Raw genomic sequence first — 15,741 nt, 5'->3', positions numbered from 1 at the left:
ATTTATAGATGCTTTTGGTTTTATTTTGTTGAGATTCATCCAATTGCGGTGAATGCTTGCGGATGCCGGTTCCGCGCGCGTCAGCCGCCGGTTTATTCCCGGCAAATGGCGCGAAAAAGGGGGCGGCGGGGATTTTCTCCAACGCCGCATGAGAGGCGGGCAGGCGGCCGCTTTTGCGTTATCCGGGCCGCGGCTGAACGCGGGAACCGAGTTTGGAAAAGGCGCTTATCCGCCTATTTCGATTACCGCCGGAAAATGCGATTTATATTGCGCGCCGCGCAAGACGCTTTGGGCCGGATCAAACCTGCGGCGCCGACGGCGGGAGCGGCCTGAGTTCAACGCTGCCCGGGCCAGCAAGGGAATCCAGTTGCATGATCGTCCCCAGGCGCCGGCTTGCCTGGGCGGGCGTCCAACCGGCCGAGATCATCAGGCGCCGTGAAATGTCCAGCACCTGTTCCGCTGTCAACGCCCGTTCCGGGTCGCCGAGCGCATCCCGCAGCTCTTGCCGCATTTCGCGGCCATTCTTGAGCGATACCGTCACGGCGGCGCCGAAGTGCCGGGGATACCGCGCCGAGCAGCCTGCGTCCGGCACGGCGTGGACCAGGGCGCGCAAGCGCGCGTGCCCGGGGTCCGCGATGGCACTGTCCGAGAAGTCCTCGGCCTCGGGCCAGCCCTTGGACAGGGCGACCGCGACGGCATGCTGCAGGCTGAAGCGGGCTTCCTGCGGGGATGCCGGCTGCGCGCGATCGCAGAATGCAAGGGCGTCGTCATAGCTTTCCACGCGGATGGAACGGATGTCGCCTGCCGGCAGTTCGCGCCAGCCATCCTGAGCGCGCCAGGCGTCGCGTAGCCCCAGCGCGGCGTCGATGGCGGGATGGGCGTGGCGGCAGGCCGCCCAGGGCTTGAACGTGGTCTGGTGGATTTTCCATGCGCCGCCCGGATCGGCGCCTATCCGCTCCGGGCGGGGATCCGGACACGTGGCGGCGTAAAAGCCTTTTTCTCCTTCCAGCGCGCGGGCCGGACCGCGCACGCCGGCCTGGGCCAGCAGGGCCGCCTGCACGCCCGTCTGCGAGGCGCGCGCCATGCTCCAGGGCTTGGCGTCGCAGGGATCCAGGCGGATCTGCCACAGGCCCGAGGACTGCGTGATGGCCAGCGCGAGCGCGTGGGAGGTTTGCGCGGGATCCAGGTTCAGCAGGCTCGCGGCTGCCGCGGCGGCGCCCGCCGCGCCGCAGGACGAGGTGTTGTGCCAATGTTCGTAATGGCCGGCGCCCACGGACTCTCCGATCCGTATCATGGCCTCGTAGCCCCGCAGGACGGCCAGGAGCAGGGCCGCGCCGCTGGAGGCCTGGCGGCGGGCGATGCACAGGACGGCGGGAATGACGACCGGCCCGGGATGCAGCAGCGCTTCGCGATGGAAGTCATCGAGCTCGTGCATGCAGCCCAGCGATGCGTCATGCAACAGGTCGGCCCATGCGTCGCCCGCGCGGGAGGCTGCATCGCCCGGGAGGGAATAGCCCGCGCGCAGCGCCTGGGCCAGCGGGGTGGCCGCACCCAGCGCCGCCGCGCCCGTCCACGCAGCCACGTGCAGCGCGGCGCGGGCGCGGTCGGCGGCCGCAGCTGGGCGCAGGCAGATCCGCGCGAGTTCGCCGACGAGGTTCATGAGAGCTTCATGACTTCGCCGCTGGCGCGCGGATCGCGCGCCGTCCAGCTGCCGGCTTCCACGGCGGCGATGAAGTCCAGCACGGCCCGGTTGAACGCCTCGGGCTCCTCCAGGTTCAGCGTGTGGCCCGTCTTGGGCAGCATGAGCAGGCCGCTGGCGGGCAGCGTGCGCTTGAGGAACAGGGCCGGTTCCAGGGCATGGTCGTCCTCGTCGCCCGCGATGATCAGCGCGGGAGCTGCCAGCGCGCCAAGCGGCCCGGCCAGCGTATCGAGGGCGGGGCGCGCCGCCTGCACGCCGCGCAAGGTCAGCGCGGCGCCGGTGGCGTCATGCTGGCCGAGGGCGTCGGCGAACGCTTGCCAGCCGCGCGGATCCTTGTTCTGGTATTGGACGCGCGCCGGGCCGGCGGCATAGATCGGCCCGTAGCGGGCGCTGCCCAACGTCTCGAAGCGTTCGGCCGCCTGCAGCGAAGCCTCGCGGAATGCGGCGTGGCCGGACGCGAGAGCGCCGTAGCCGACCCCGGCGATGGTCAGCGAACGGACGCGCTCCGGATGGGCCAGCCCGAAATGCAGGGCGGCGAAACCTCCCATGGACAGTCCGACGATATGGGCCCGGTCGATGCCGCAGGCCGCCAGCACCGAGCGCAGGTCCCGGACGGCGTTTTCCTGCGAGTAGGCGGCGGGATCGGCCGGCACGTCGGATGGAGGATAGCCCCGGGCGGCATAGGCGATGCAACGGTGGCGGCGCGCGAAGGCCCGCAGCTGGGGCTCCCAACTCCTGTGATCGCCCGCGAATTCATGGACGAACACGACGGGCGAGCCCTGCCCGCTTTCTTCCAGGTGCAGGCGGTATCCGTCATGCGTGGCGGCGGTGGTCATGGCAGCTCGGGAGCGGACGGGGGAAGGGGGCGGCGTTGCTTGAACCAGTCGGCGATCTGGCTGCCGGTCATGAAGTCGACCTTGGGGTGGCGCGCCAGCAGGTCCAGCATTTCCTCGAAATAGCCGTAGCGGTGCGGCACCCCCATCAGGTGCGGGTGCAGGCCGAGCGCAAGCACCCTGGGCTGGGCTTCGCATTCGCGCTCGAACAGCGCCAGCGTGCGCGTCAGCCGCAGCAGGAATTCGGGAGAGGAGTGCTTTTCGATGGCATAGATGATCGAATCGTTGAGTTCCAGGTTGTAGGGCATCTGGATCAGCGACCCGCGCTTGACGCGCATCCAGTTGGGCAGGTCGTCCAGCACCCAATCGCACACATACTCGACGCCCGCGTCGGCAAGCAGATCGGGCGTGTCCGGCGTTTCGCGCAGGCCAGGGCTGAGCCAGCCGCGGGGGAGGCGGCCGGTGAAGGCGCGCAGCTTCTCCAGGCACGCGCCGATGAGTTCGGCCTCGCCGTCGCCGTGGTTCAAGGACTTCTGGTGCATGCCGTGCCCGATGAATTCCCAGCCGGCCGCAAGCATGGCTTCGGCGGCTCGGGGATAGGCGTCGATCACGCTGGCGTTGCAGCTGGTGGAGGCGGGCAGGCCGCGCGACTGGATGGCGGCGAGCATGCGCGGCAGGCCGGCGCGCATGCCGTATTCCGCCCAGCTGAAGTTGGGCACGTCCGGCACGGTCTCGCGGCCGTGCGGCGGGGTGATGATGGTGCGCGGCATGGGCTGGTCGAATGGCCAATGTTCGACGTTGATGACCAGGTGCACCATGATCCTGCCTTGGCCGGGCGCGGCAAGAGGAGGCGAATCGGCCGAGAATGCGTAGGGGATGCGGGGCGTTGCCATGGGGGATCCTGGAGGTCAGTGCCGCATTTGCTTGAGGATTTCGCGCTTGAGCCCGTTGAACGCTTCTCCGGTGATCAGGTCGAGCGAGCGGGGGCGCTCGATGGGCACCGTGATGCGAGTGGCGATGCGGCCGGGGCGGGCGGACATGACGTAAATCGTGTCGGCCAGCAGGATCGCCTCGTCGATGTCGTGCGTGACGAAGACGACCGTGGTTCGCAGCGTCTGCCATACGGAAAGCAGCAGTTCCTGCATGGTGAGCCGCGTTTGCGCGTCCAGGGCGCCGAAGGGCTCGTCCATCAGCAGCACCTTGGATCCCAGGGTGAGCACGCGCGCGATGCCCACGCGCTGGCGCATGCCGCCCGAGAGCTGGATGGGCAGGTGTCGGGTGAACGCCGACAACCCGGTGATGCGCAGCATCTCTTCCGCGCGGCCGGCATATTCGGCCTTGGACTGGCCGGCGATCTTCGGGCCGAAGACCACGTTCTCCCATACGTTCAGCCAGGGGAACAACGCGGCTTCCTGGAATACGACGCCGCGCTCCGGGCCCGGGCGCGTCACCGGCCGGCTGTCGACGGCCAGGCCGCCCGATGTGGGCGACTCGAAGCCGGCGATCAGGTTCAGCAGGGTGGACTTGCCGCAGCCGGAGGGCCCGAGCAGGGCCACGAACTCCCCAGCCTGCACGTGCAGATCGATGCCGTCCAGCGCTTGTACCGGGGTCGCTCCCGGATAGGTCTTGCTCAGGTTGGTGACGGATATGTCGGACATGGCATCCTCAATGATTCTGCAGCATGCGCCAGACCAGGATCCGGCGTTCGATGATGACGATCAGGCGGTCGCTGAGAAAGCCCATCAGGCCGATGGACACCATGTCCGCCAGCACGATGTCCATGCGGCCCACGTAATAGGCGTCCCACAGCACGTAGCCCAGGCCGGATTTCACGGCCACCATTTCAGAGACGATCACGGCCGTCCAGGAAATGCCCAGGCCGATGCGCAGGCCGGTGAAGATGGCGGGCATCGCGGCGGGCAATACGACCCGGCGCAGCAACTGGGCGGAAGACGCGCCCATCATCCGAGCCGCGCGCACCAGGTTGCGGTCGACGTCGCGCGCGCCTTGCGTGGTGTTCACGACGATGGCGTAGAAGCCGCCCAGGAAGATCAGGAAGATCGAGCCCATGTCGCGGATGCCGAACAGGGCGATGGAGAAGGGCAGCCAGGCCGTGATGGGGATCGGCCGCAAGCCTTGTATCAGCGGGTCGAGCGTCTGCGAAACCAGGCGGCTCCAGCCTATGGCCAGGCCCAGGGGTATGCCCAGCAGCATGGCCAGGACGAAGCCCTGGATCACGCGCATGGCCGAGTACTGGACATTGCCCGCCCAGGTGCCCTGGTAGGGATTCAGCCCCATGCCCGGCGGCCCGAAGATCCAGGCATACCAGGCGCGCGCGACCTGGACCGGAGTGGGAACCACGCCCGCCATGTCGGGGGACTGCCCCACCAACTGCCAGACGATAAGAATCAGGACGGGCACGGCAAGCCCCAGCCCCGCCTGGCCGATGGCGCGGCGGGAGCGGCGGGTCGGCGTTGCGCATTTCAGTGTTGAAGCGTTCACCAGCATCTCCTTGGCTCGCGGCGGCCGGCAGGGCCGCCGCGCAAGCCGCGCAATCACATGACTTCCTTGAGGAGCCCTTCATCCCATACCGTGTCGATCTGTCCGCTCACGTCTTTCGGAATGACGCCCAGTTCGTTGAAGGTCTTGGCCTGGCGGCGCAATTGCTCCAGGTCCAATACGCCGCCCAGCTTGATCAGCTTGGCCGATTCGCGGGTGACGTTCAAGGGCAGCCCGGTGTACTTGGAATACGCCTGGGCGAATGCCTCGGAATCCTTGGCGAGCCTTTCCTCTGCGTTCTTGTAGGCCCACAGGAAGCACTTGACCGCCTCGCGCTTGTCGCGCAGCGCGTCGCGCGTGCTGGCGAGCAGGCCCAACTCCGCGCCTACGGCCTTGCTCTGGCTGTACTCCAGGTTCTTGGCGAAAAAGGCGGTGCCGTCGGCGACCAGTTGCGATTCGAACGGTTCCCACAGGGCGACCGCATCCACGTCCCCCCGCTGCAGCGACTGCACGAATGCGGTGCCCCCGCCCTGGATGTTCACCGCGGTGAAGGTGTTGTACGGCACGCCCTTTTCGGCAAGCATGGCCGCCCACTGGAACCAGACGGCCGAGCCCGGCGCGATCCCGATGCGCTTGCCGGCGAGGTCCTTCCAGTCGTCCATCTTGACGCCCTTGCGCGTCACCAGGTATTTGGGCGAGGACGCGACGCCGGACAGGCCCACCAGCTTCTGGCTGCCCTGGGCCAGCGCGATGGCCAGGTCGGCGGGCCCGATGCCGGACACGTCCACCGAGCCCGACAGCAGGGCGGTGCGCGCGTCGGCATAGCGGACGAATTCGACGGGCTTGACCTCCACGTTGCAGGCCTTCAGGTCATCGGCGACGAAGATGATGGGAGAGAGGTGGCCGACCTTGACGTAGCCCACCGTCAGCACCTGCTTCTGGGGCGCCGGCGCCGGACGGGGGCCAACCGCGTGGCTGGCCGAGGCGGCCGCGCACAGCCCGGCGGCCAGGGTCATCCTGTAGAGCGTTTTCATGCATTTTCCCCTTGTTGCTTGATAAACACTGCGAGCGGCGCGGCGGCGCCGCGCCAGGAGGAAATCGAGCCGGACGGCGCTCAGTTTCCGGTGAATACAGGCGGCCGCTTCTCGCGGAAGGCAAGCTGGCCTTCCTGGTAGTCGCGGCTGAAAAAGCAGGCGCGCACGGCGTCGTCCACCTCCTGCGCGGCGGGCGCGGAGGGATCGGCCGCCAGGTGGCGCAAGGCCATCTTCGCGGCGCGCAGGGTGAGCGGCGCATTGCCTGCCACCTCCCCGACGCGCTGCGCCACCAACGCGGTGAATTCCTCGTCGGCGCAGACTTCCTGGACCAGGCCGATACGGGCGGCTTCCGCGCCGTCCACGGTCCTGGCCGTCATGAACAGATCCGCCGTGCGCGCCGTGCCCAGGATCTCGCGCATGCGCTTGAGGCCTTCCATCGAGTAACCCAGCCCGAGCCGGCCCGCCGGCATGCGAAAGCGCGAGCCGCGGGTGCAATAGCGCAGGTCGCAGGCCAGCGCCAGCGCCATGCCTCCGCCCATGCAGATGCCGCGCACCGCGGCGATCACGGGCAAGGGGCAGGCGCCCAAGGCCTGCATGGCGCCCGCGACGGCGGCGTCGTAGCGGGCGATCTGCGCGGGGTCCTTGCGCTGGGAGCCGAATTCGGAGATGTCGGCGCCGGACACGAAGGCGCGGTCTCCGTCGCCCTCCAGCACGATGGCGCGCACGCCTTCCCGGACGCCGGCTTCCCGCACGGCGCGGGCCAATCCTTCCCACATCGCGAGCGACATGGCGTTGTAGCGCGCGGGATTCACGATGCGGATACGCGCGACGCTGCCGTCGAGGGCGACGTCCAGGCGGCCGGGGGCGGGAATAGGGGTCTGGGTCATGGAAAACTCCGCAGTGCGTCAGATGGCGCGGGCGTCGCGCAGCCGTTCGATATCCGCGTCAGCGTAGCCGGCTTCGAGCAGGATTTCCTCGGTATGCTCGCCCCAGCCCGGAGCGGTGCGCGCGATGTCGGCGGGCGTGCGGGCCAGGGTCACGGGCTGCGTGATCAAGGTGCGTTCGCCGCCTTGCCACGCGGGGCAGCTGCGGGCGGCCTGCAGATGCTTTACTTGCGGATCTTCGAACATCTGCGGCACGGAGTAGACGGGCCCGGCCGGTACGCCGGCATCGTTAAGCAACGCCACCCAGTGATCCACCTCCCCATTCAGGAACATGGCCTGGATCTCGCGGTTCAAGCGCTGCCGGTTGGCCACTCGCAGCTTCTCGGTGGCGAATTCCGGGTCCGACTCCCAGTCGCGGCGTTCGAGCGCAGCGCAAAAGCGCTTCCAGTTGCCCTCGCCGGCGGCGCCCAGGTTGAACATGCCGTCCTTGGCATGGAACAGCCCCATGGGACTGCTGGTTGGATGGTCGTTGCCTTCCTGGCGAGGAACGTCGCCGTCGTTCAGGTAGCGGGCCGCCTGGAAATCCATCATGGCGATCTGGGAGTGCAGCAGCGAGGCATGGACCCACTGGCCCTCGCCGGATTCTTCGCGTTCCAGCAGCGCGGTCAGGATGCCCAGCGCGGCATACAGGCCCGTGCTGGAATCCGCGACGGCCAGGCCGGCGCGCACCGGCCCCTGGCCGGGCAGGCCGGTAACCGACATCAGGCCGCCCATGCCCTGGATGATCTGGTCGAAGCCCGGCCGGCGCGCATAGGGGCCGCTCTGGCCGAATCCGGAGATGCTGGCGAGGATCAACCTGGGGTTGATCCGGCGCAGCGATTCGTAGTCCACACCCAGGCGTTGTTTGACGTCCGGGCGCCAGTTCTCGACCACCACGTCGGCGCCGGCCGCGAGACGCTTGAATACCTCCAGGCCCTCCGGCGTCTTCAGGTTCAGGGTGAGCGAACGCTTGTTGCGGTTCAGGTTCTGGAAGTCGCCGCTCCAGCGGTCGGCCGCGAACATCGCCTCGTTGGGGTCGACGCCGGGCGGCGGTTCTATCCGGATCACGTCCGCGCCGAAATCGGCGAGCATGCGCACGCAGGTGGGGCCGGCCCGCACGCGGGAGAGGTCTAGCACACGGAAGCGCCGCAAGGCTGGCGAGGCGGAGAGTTGTGGCATGGTCTCGGCTTCAAGGAGGTGAGGGAAGAAAGGAAGCGGCGTGCGGGCGCGCCTGCTCCACGTGGCGGGCGAACGCCAGCAGCCGGGCTTCCTGTCCGGGGCGGGCGACGGCCTGGACGCTGATGGGCCGCTTGCGCTCATCCAGGCCGATGGGAAAGACGATTGCGGGCAAGTCCAGGTAATTGACGAAAGACATCCAGCAGAACAGGTCCAGCAGGCGGCGCGGTTCGAACGTGCCTTCGCCGGTCAGGACCTGGCGCCAGTCCGGCACGCCGCGCGGCAGGGCGGGCGTCAGCAGCAGGTCGGCGCGGCCCAGCGCCTGAGAGATGAACTGGCGGGTGTGCGCGCTGCGCTGGCGCTGCGCGTCGAGGTACCAGATCGCCGGCAGCGTGGCGCCGGGCAGCGCCACGCCGCGGGTAAGCGGCGTCAGGGCCGGCGCTTCCTGGCGCAGAGCGGCTTGGTGGGTGGCCGCGGTTTCGGCGTGCAGCAAGGTGTCCGCCAGCCGCGTCCAGACCGGCAGGTCCTCGAGCGCCACGGGTGTTTGCCGCGAACCCGATGGCAGGCCGTCCACCAGTTCCTGCAAGGCCCGTCCAATCCCGGCGTCGAGCGATACGGAGGGATTCGGGTGTTCCCAGCAGGTCGCGATTCGCCATGCGACCGTGCCGGACTCGCGCGCCCAGGTGTCCGCGCCTTGCGGAAAGAGCCGCCGCGCCTGCGCGGGGGCAACCAGGGTTTCGAGGATGAGCGCGGCGTCCGCCGCGCTGCGGGCCAGGATGCCCGCGGTATCCAGGCTGGGCGCCAGCGGCGCGATTCCATGGGCGGGCAGCAACCCTCTTGCGGGCTTGAATCCGAGGACGCCGCAGGTGGCGGCCGGAATGCGCACGGAGCCGGCGGTATCCGTTCCCAGCGAGCCATAGCACAGGCCCGCCGCCACCGCGACCGCCGATCCGCTGGAGGAGCCGCCCACGGCGGCCTGCGCGTCAATCGGGTTCACGGGCAAGGGGTAGTGGGGATTTTCGCCGGTCGCCCCGCAGGCATGTTCCGCCATGACCAGGGCCGCCAGCGGCTTGCTGCCGGCGGCTTCAAGGCGGCGGATCAGCGTGGCGGCGCTGCCTGGGCGGGCCTGGGCCGCCGCGGGATCCGTGCCGCGGCCGGGAGCCCGGCCCGGCAGATGGAAGATGTCTTTATGGGCAAGGCCGACGCCGGCCAGCGGCAGCGCGAGATCGGGCAGTTCCGCCGGCGCGTCGAATACGGCGGCGGCGCTGTGCCGGGCGTCCGCGGCGAATGCGGCATGTTGCCGCGACAAGGCGTCCCGCAGGCCGACTTCGCCCTTGCGCAGGGCGGCGCGCAGGTCCGCGATGCCATCGGGCAGGCCGGCCGGGGTCATTGCCGGGGCTCCTGCCGAGGCGCGGGCGGCGCCAGGCGGGCAAGGGTCTTGGCGGCGCCGCGCACTTGCGCCTCGCTTGCCGGGATGCCTTGCAGCGCAAGGAGCTCCCGCAGGCCCAGGGCCAAGGGCGGCAAACCGGCCTTGTCGTCCAGCAACGGTTCAGCTTTGTCCGGAATAGGCATTCCTTCCCCTTGCTTGTATTATTTAACCGAGTATAAATATATTTATAGGACAAGGGATAATTTAGAGCAATAGAATTTTTATACGTGAAAACCATGAAAGTCAGTGAACGCATCCGCCTGGCCGTCGAGGAGGACATCCGCGCCGGCGTTCTGAAGCCCGGGGACGCGATCGACGAGCAGGAGCTCGCCGCGCGCTTCGGCGTGTCGCGCACGCCGGTGCGCGAAGCGTTGATCCAGCTGAAGGTGCAGGGCATGCTCGAAAGCCAGCCGCGCAACGGCATGGAAGTGGCGAGAATGGACGTGCAGGAACTGCTGGCCATCTGGGAGCTGATGGCCGAGATGGAAGGCGTGTGCACGCGCATGGCCTGTCAGCGCATGTCCGACGAAGAGCGGCAGGAGCTGGCGCGCATCCATCGCGAGGCGGCGGCGCTGGTCGAGGCCGATGACGCCGAGGGATGGCGCGAGGCCAATCATGCCTTCCACGAGGTGCTCTACCACGGCTGCCGCAATCCATACCTGCGGCAAGAGCTCCTCAGCCTGCGCGCCCGCACGGGCGCCTACCTGCGCCATGCATTCAGCGCCGTGGGGAGGGTGCGCGCCTCGTACGAGCAGCACGGCGAGTTGCTGGAGGCGATTCTGGCCCACGATCCGGAGCGCGCGCACCAGATGATGATGCGTCACATAAGCCTGGCCCAGGGCGCCAAGGGCCTGGCCGATTTCCTGATCAACCTGCCCCGTTCCATGGTCAAGAACTGAGGGGCCGTCCCCGAGACGGAAATACAAATTCCACGAGACGGCCGTTCTAGCGCCGTCGCGTGAACTGCGGGAAAGTACCCACCGTTGCAACTCACGGTTGGGAGCCCGCCATGTATCTGATATCCCTGGGCGCCGGCGTGCTCGTCGGCGTGATCTACGGGCTCATCAATGTGCGATCGCCCGCGCCGCCAGCCATCGCGCTGGTCGGCCTGCTCGGCATGCTGATTGGCGAGCAGCTCGTCCCCATCGCAAAGCGAGTCGTTCACCGGGAGCCGGTATCCGTCTCCTGGTTCAGCAGCGAATGCGCTCCAAAAATCACCGGACTGCCACCTCGCGCGCAGGGCAAGGACGGCGGCCCGGACAATCCGCCCGCCGCCTGACGGGCCGCCATGGGCAGCCGGGCCAACCCGGCATTCACGGCGATTCCTCGCCACAACCCGCTCGACCAAGGAGCCCTCCATGTCCAACCCGAAACTCGAACTGCTGACGCCGCATAACTGCCAGATCATTTTCATCGACCATCAGCCGCAAATGGCTTTCGGGGTGCAGTCGATAGACCGGCAGGTGCTGAAGAACAACACCGTGGCGCTGGCCAAGGCCGCCAAGGTCTTCGGCATTCCCACGATCATCACGACGGTGGAGACCGAGAGCTTCTCGGGCCATACCTATCCCGAGCTGCTGGACGTATTCCCGGGCCAGAAGCTGCTGGAGCGCACGTCGATGAATTCCTGGGATGACCAGAAGGTGCGCGACGCGCTGAAGGCCGCCGGTCGCAAGAAGGTCGTCGTCGCGGGCCTGTGGACGGAAGTCTGCAACAACAGCTTTGCGCTCGAAGCCATGGACCAGGGCGGCTACGAGATCTACATGGTGGCCGACGCCTCGGGCGGAACGTCCAAGGAAGCGCACGACTACGCCATGCAGCGCATGGTGCAGGCGGGCGTCGTGCCCGTCACCTGGCAGCAGGTGATGCTGGAATGGCAGCGCGACTGGGCGCGCCGCGATTCCTATGACGCGGTCATGCAGATCGTCAAGGAGCACTCGGGCGCCTATGGCATGGGCGTGGACTATGCCTATACGATGGTGCACAAGGCGGCGGAACGCACCGCATCCAAGCACGAAGTCCTGGCGCCGGTCGCCGCCGGCAAGTCCTGATCCCTCGAACCCCGGCCGCGGCGCGCGCGGCGCGGCCCGGCGCCGCGCGCGCCGCGGCGTGCCAAAGCGAGCAAAACATGAACCAGGCAGCCACCGCCCGCCCGCGCGACGAAAAAGGCCCTTCGCCGTTCGCCTCCCGCAATTTCACGGTTCTCTGGATTGCGACCGTGCTGTCCAACATCGGCACCTGGATGCACGACGTGGGGGCCGGATGGCTGATGACGTCCATGTCTCCGTCCCCGATGATGGTCGCCATGGTGCAGACGGCCACGTCCCTGCCCGTGTTCCTTCTTTCCCTGCCCGCGGGCGCCCTGGCGGACATCGTGGACAGGCGCCGCCTGCTGCTGATGGTGCAGGTGGGCCTGTGCGCCGTGGCGGCGGCGCTCGCCTGGCTGGTGTGGGCCGGCCTGGCCACGCCCGTCGCGCTGCTCTTGTTCACGCTCGCGATGGGAACCGGCACCGCGCTGATCGCGCCCGCCTGGCAGGCCATCGTGCCCAGCCTGGTGCCGCGCGAATCGCTGCAGCAGGCGATCGCCATCAACAGCGTGGGCGTGAACATCAGCCGGGCCATCGGCCCCGCGCTGGCCGGCTTCCTGATCACCGCGGTGGGATTGGCGCTGCCATTCGCCGTCAACGCGCTGAGCTTCCTCATCGTTGCCGCGGCGCTGCTGTGGTGGAAGCCGCCTTCGGACCGCAACAAATCGCTGCCTCCGGAACAGCTGTGGGGCGCGATGGCGGCCGGGCTGCGCTATGCGCGCCACAGCAGCGCACTGAAGGCCACCCTGGTGCGCGCGGTGGCGTTTTTCGTATTCGCCAGCGCGTTCTGGGCGCTGCTGCCATTGGTCGTGCGCACCGTGCTGCAGGGCGGTGCGGAGCTGTACGGGATCATGCTGGGCAGCGTCGGCGTGGGGGCGGTGCTGGGCGCGTTCCTGCTGCCGCGGATCCGCAAGGCCTGCGGCGCGGACCGCGTGGTGATGCTGGGCACTTGCGGCATCGCGGTCACGTTGGCCGTCGTGGCGTTGGTGCCGGCGCCGGCCGCGGCGATCGCGGCCAGCCTGCTGGCGGGCGCGTCCTGGATCGCCGTGCTGTCTTCCCTGAATGTCTCCGCGCAAACGGCGCTGCCCGATTGGGTGCGGGCGCGGGGCCTGTCCATTTTCGTGACGGTGTTCTTCGGTTCGATGAGCGCCGGCAGCCTGCTGTGGGGTCAGGCCGCAAGCCTTTTCGGCATTCCCCAGGCCATGCTGGCGGCCGCGGTTTGCGCGCTGCTGGCGATCCCGCTGACCTGGCGCTGGAAACTGCAGTTGGGCGCCCAGCTGGACCTGGCTCCATCCATGCATTGGCCCGCGCCCGTCCTGAGCGCCGACGTGCGCCATGACCGCGGTCCCGTCATGATCACCGTGGAGTACCACGTCGACGCCGCGTCGCGCGATGCCTTTCTTGAAGCGATGGACAAGGTCGGCGAGCAGCGGCGGCGCGACGGCGCCTACGCCTGGGGCATTTTCGAGCACACGGGCGAACCCGCGCATTTCATCGAATATTTCCTGGTGGCGTCCTGGGTGGAACACCTGCGCCAGCACGACCGCGTGACCGTGTCGGACCAGGATCAGCAGGTGTCCGTGCGCCGCTTCCACCAGGGCGAGCAGGCGCCCGCCGTGCGGCACTATCTGGCGCCCGAGCGGGCGCGCAAGGAATGATCCATGCCGCCGCCATTCGACCGCAACCGCAGGGCCACCGTTAAAACGCTGGTCGCGCTGGGCCTGGCGCCCGCCGCGGCCTTGGGAAGGAGCGCATCCATGAAGACCGAACCCGATCTGATCCTCCACGGAGGCAAATTCACGACGCTGGATCCGTCCAGGCCCGAGGCGCAGGCCGTGGCCATCAAGGACGGCCGTTACACCGCGGTGGGGACGGCGGCCGAAATCATGCCGCAGGCGGGCGCGCGTACGCGCGTCATCGACCTGGGCGGCCGCCGCGTCATTCCCGGGCTGATCGACAGCCATACCCACGTGATCCGGGGCGGCTTGAACTACAACATGGAACTGCGCTGGGACGGCGTGCCCAGCCTGGCCGACGCCATGGCCATGCTGAAGCGCCAGGCGCAAGACACGCCGCCGCCGCAGTGGGTCCGCGTGGTGGGCGGCTTCACGCGCCACCAGTTCGCCGAGAAGCGCCTGCCCACCCTGGATGAAATCAATGCGGCGGCGCCGGACACGCCCGTGTTCATCCTGCACCTGTACGACCGCGCGCTCCTGAACCGCGCCGCGCTGCGCGCCGTCGGCTATACCCGCGACACGCCGAACCCGCCGGGCGGCGAGATCCAGCGCGACGCCAATGGCGAGCCGACCGGCCTGCTGATCGCGCAGCCCAACGCGACCATCCTGTACGCTACGCTGGCGAAGGGCCCGAAGCTGGACCCCGACATCCAGCTCAATTCCACCCGGCACTTCATGCGGGAACTGAACCGGCTGGGCGTGACCAGCGTGATCGATGCCGGCGGCGGTTTCCAGAACTATCCCGAGGATTACCAGATCATCGAGAAGCTGCACGCGGATGGCCATCTCACCTTGCGCTTGGCCTACAACCTGTTCACGCAGAAGCCCAAGCAGGAACTCGAGGATTTCCAGAGCTGGGGCAGCCAGGTCCGGCCGGGACAGGGCGACGATCTGTACCGCCACAACGGCGCGGGCGAAATGCTGGTCTATTCCGCCGCGGACTTCGAGGACTTCCGCCAGCCTCGGCCCGAGATGCCGCCCAATATGGAGGCGGACCTGGAGCCCGTGATACGCCAGCTGGTCGCGCAGCGCTGGCCCTGGCGCCTGCATGCCACCTACGACGAGACCATCTCGCGGGCGCTGGACGTGTTCGAGAAGGTCAACGCCGACCAGCCCTTCGAAGGCCTGCACTGGTTCTTCGACCATGCGGAAACGGTCAGTCCGCGCAACATCGACCGCATCGCGGCCTTGGGCGGCGGCATCGCCGTCCAGCACCGGATGATGTATCAGGCGGAGGACTTCGTGGAGCGCTATGGCGCGCCGGCCGCCGAGCAGTCGCCGCCGATATCCAGGATGCTGGAGGCCGGGGTGCCCGTCGGCGCTGGCACCGACGCCACGCGCGTGGCCTCCTACAACCCTTGGGTCTCGCTCAGCTGGCTGGTGACCGGGCGCAGCCTGGGCGGCCTGCGCATGTATCCGGCCGCGCAGCGGCAAAGCCGCGAGACCGCGCTGCGCCTGTGGACCGAAGCCAACACCTGGTTTTCCAACGAGCAAGGGAAGAAGGGCCGCATTGCCGTGGGCCAATTGGCCGACCTGGTGGCGCTGGACCGCGATTACTTCACAGTGCCCGAGGATGAAATCATCGCCATCGAGAGCGACCTGACGTTGCTGGGCGGCAAGGTGGTATGGGGGGCGGGCAGCTTTTCCAAGGATGCGCCGGAGATTCCCCCGCCGGCCCCGGATTGGTCGCCCGTCCGCGCCTTCGGCGGCTATTTCTCGCGCAAGACGGCGGGCCAGAACGGTTACCTGGGCTCGATGGCGGCCCTTTGCGGGTGCGCCAGCGCCTGCGCCGTGCATGGGCACGAGCACATGGGGGCGGCGCGCCGCAGCATGCCCGTTGCCGACGCGGCATCCTTCTGGGGCGCGCTGGGTTGCGCCTGCTGGGCGGTCTAGGAGCGGCGCCATGATGACCCGCCCGGTTGCCGCCTGGCCTTCGTCGCCCCTGCCGGGGCGCCTGGCCCGGCTCGTCCTGACCCTGCCGTTCTGGTGGAGCGGCCTGGGCAAGCTGATGGATTTCCCATCGGCGCTGGAGGAGGTCGCGCATTTCGGCCTGCATCCTCCGATACTGTTCGCGGTGCTGGTGATCGCCGTGCAATTGGGCGGATCCATCCTGCTCGTCGCCGGCGTCTGGCCCTGGCTGGCCGCCGGCGCCTTGGCCGCCTTCACGCTGGCGGCCTCGCTGATGGGCCATGCGTTCTGGAATCTGCCGGACCCGCAGGCCCGGTTTCACGACATGAACGCCTTTCTGGCGAACCTGGGCCTGATCGGCGGCCTGGCGCTGGGGGCCATGAACGCGCGGGCCGCCAGGAAGCGCTAGGACCTGTG

General features: G+C 68.4%; 16 protein-coding genes. 6 read left to right on the top strand and 10 right to left on the bottom strand.

The window, feature by feature from the left end:
• Positions 1 to 298: 298 nt before the first annotated feature.
• The 10 genes from JL37_RS09380 to JL37_RS30370 form a co-directional block, all read right to left on the bottom strand.
• Positions 299 to 1,660, bottom strand: coding sequence for an MmgE/PrpD family protein (locus JL37_RS09380; protein WP_052097013.1), 1,362 nt, complete (start codon positions 1,658 to 1,660; stop codon positions 299 to 301).
• Positions 1,657 to 2,535 carry an alpha/beta fold hydrolase gene (locus JL37_RS09375; protein WP_043543551.1) on the bottom strand — a complete coding sequence of 293 codons (879 nt, stop codon included), beginning with the start codon at positions 2,533 to 2,535 and terminating at the stop codon, positions 1,657 to 1,659. The genes JL37_RS09380 and JL37_RS09375 overlap by 4 nt, the downstream gene beginning before the upstream one ends.
• The gene (locus tag JL37_RS09370; protein WP_043543550.1) at positions 2,532 to 3,425 is read right to left on the bottom strand and encodes a polysaccharide deacetylase family protein; all 894 of its coding nucleotides are present in this window, start codon (positions 3,423 to 3,425) and stop codon (positions 2,532 to 2,534) included. The genes JL37_RS09375 and JL37_RS09370 overlap by 4 nt, the downstream gene beginning before the upstream one ends.
• 15 nt (positions 3,426 to 3,440) lie before the next feature.
• A complete protein-coding gene (locus JL37_RS09365; RefSeq protein ID WP_043543549.1) occupies positions 3,441 to 4,190 on the bottom strand; it encodes an ABC transporter ATP-binding protein in 750 nt (249 codons plus the stop codon).
• 7 nt (positions 4,191 to 4,197) lie between these two features.
• Positions 4,198 to 5,040, bottom strand: coding sequence for an ABC transporter permease (locus tag JL37_RS09360; protein ID WP_081955015.1), 843 nt, complete (start codon positions 5,038 to 5,040; stop codon positions 4,198 to 4,200).
• 47 nt (positions 5,041 to 5,087) lie between these two features.
• The gene (locus JL37_RS09355; RefSeq protein ID WP_043543548.1) at positions 5,088 to 6,065 is read right to left on the bottom strand and encodes an ABC transporter substrate-binding protein; all 978 of its coding nucleotides are present in this window, start codon (positions 6,063 to 6,065) and stop codon (positions 5,088 to 5,090) included.
• Positions 6,066 to 6,145: 80 nt separating this feature from the next.
• Positions 6,146 to 6,952 (bottom strand): enoyl-CoA hydratase, encoded by an 807-nt coding sequence (locus tag JL37_RS09350; RefSeq protein ID WP_052097011.1) that lies wholly within the window; start codon positions 6,950 to 6,952, stop codon positions 6,146 to 6,148.
• An 18-nt stretch (positions 6,953 to 6,970) separates the two neighbouring features.
• A complete protein-coding gene (locus JL37_RS09345; RefSeq protein WP_043543547.1) occupies positions 6,971 to 8,167 on the bottom strand; it encodes a CaiB/BaiF CoA-transferase family protein in 1,197 nt (398 codons plus the stop codon).
• 10 nt (positions 8,168 to 8,177) lie between these two features.
• Positions 8,178 to 9,554 carry an amidase gene (locus JL37_RS09340; RefSeq protein ID WP_052097009.1) on the bottom strand — a complete coding sequence of 459 codons (1,377 nt, stop codon included), beginning with the start codon at positions 9,552 to 9,554 and terminating at the stop codon, positions 8,178 to 8,180.
• The gene (locus JL37_RS30370; protein WP_129526210.1) at positions 9,551 to 9,736 is read right to left on the bottom strand and encodes a hypothetical protein; all 186 of its coding nucleotides are present in this window, start codon (positions 9,734 to 9,736) and stop codon (positions 9,551 to 9,553) included. The genes JL37_RS09340 and JL37_RS30370 overlap by 4 nt, the downstream gene beginning before the upstream one ends.
• Before the next feature lie 93 nt (positions 9,737 to 9,829).
• Between JL37_RS30370 and JL37_RS09335 the strand changes: the two genes are divergently transcribed.
• The 6 genes from JL37_RS09335 to JL37_RS09310 all read left to right on the top strand — a co-directional run bounded on the left by JL37_RS09335 (position 9,830) and on the right by JL37_RS09310 (position 15,733).
• Positions 9,830 to 10,492 carry a GntR family transcriptional regulator gene (locus JL37_RS09335; protein WP_043543546.1) on the top strand — a complete coding sequence of 221 codons (663 nt, stop codon included), beginning with the start codon at positions 9,830 to 9,832 and terminating at the stop codon, positions 10,490 to 10,492.
• A gap of 110 nt (positions 10,493 to 10,602) precedes the next feature.
• A complete protein-coding gene (locus tag JL37_RS09330) occupies positions 10,603 to 10,872 on the top strand; it encodes a XapX domain-containing protein (RefSeq protein WP_043543545.1) in 270 nt (89 codons plus the stop codon).
• Positions 10,873 to 10,951: 79 nt separating this feature from the next.
• Entirely contained in the window at positions 10,952 to 11,644 is a 693-nt protein-coding gene (locus JL37_RS09325; protein ID WP_043543542.1) for a hydrolase, read from the top strand.
• 77 nt (positions 11,645 to 11,721) lie between these two features.
• Complete coding sequence (locus JL37_RS09320; RefSeq protein WP_052097007.1) at positions 11,722 to 13,338, top strand: MFS transporter; 1,617 nt, start codon at positions 11,722 to 11,724, stop codon at positions 13,336 to 13,338.
• A gap of 99 nt (positions 13,339 to 13,437) precedes the next feature.
• On the top strand, positions 13,438 to 15,309 hold the full coding sequence (locus tag JL37_RS09315; RefSeq protein WP_043543853.1) for an amidohydrolase: 1,872 nt from the start codon (positions 13,438 to 13,440) through the stop codon (positions 15,307 to 15,309).
• Positions 15,310 to 15,319: 10 nt separating this feature from the next.
• Positions 15,320 to 15,733, top strand: a complete 414-nt coding sequence (locus tag JL37_RS09310; protein ID WP_043543540.1) for a DoxX family protein — start codon at positions 15,320 to 15,322, stop codon at positions 15,731 to 15,733.
• The last annotated feature ends 8 nt before the right edge of the window (positions 15,734 to 15,741 follow it).

The sequence above is a fragment of the Achromobacter sp. RTa genome (assembly GCF_000757485.1).
Classification (GTDB): Bacteria; Pseudomonadota; Gammaproteobacteria; order Burkholderiales; family Burkholderiaceae_B; genus Achromobacter.
This window is presented reverse-complemented; position numbering and strand designations above follow the sequence as displayed.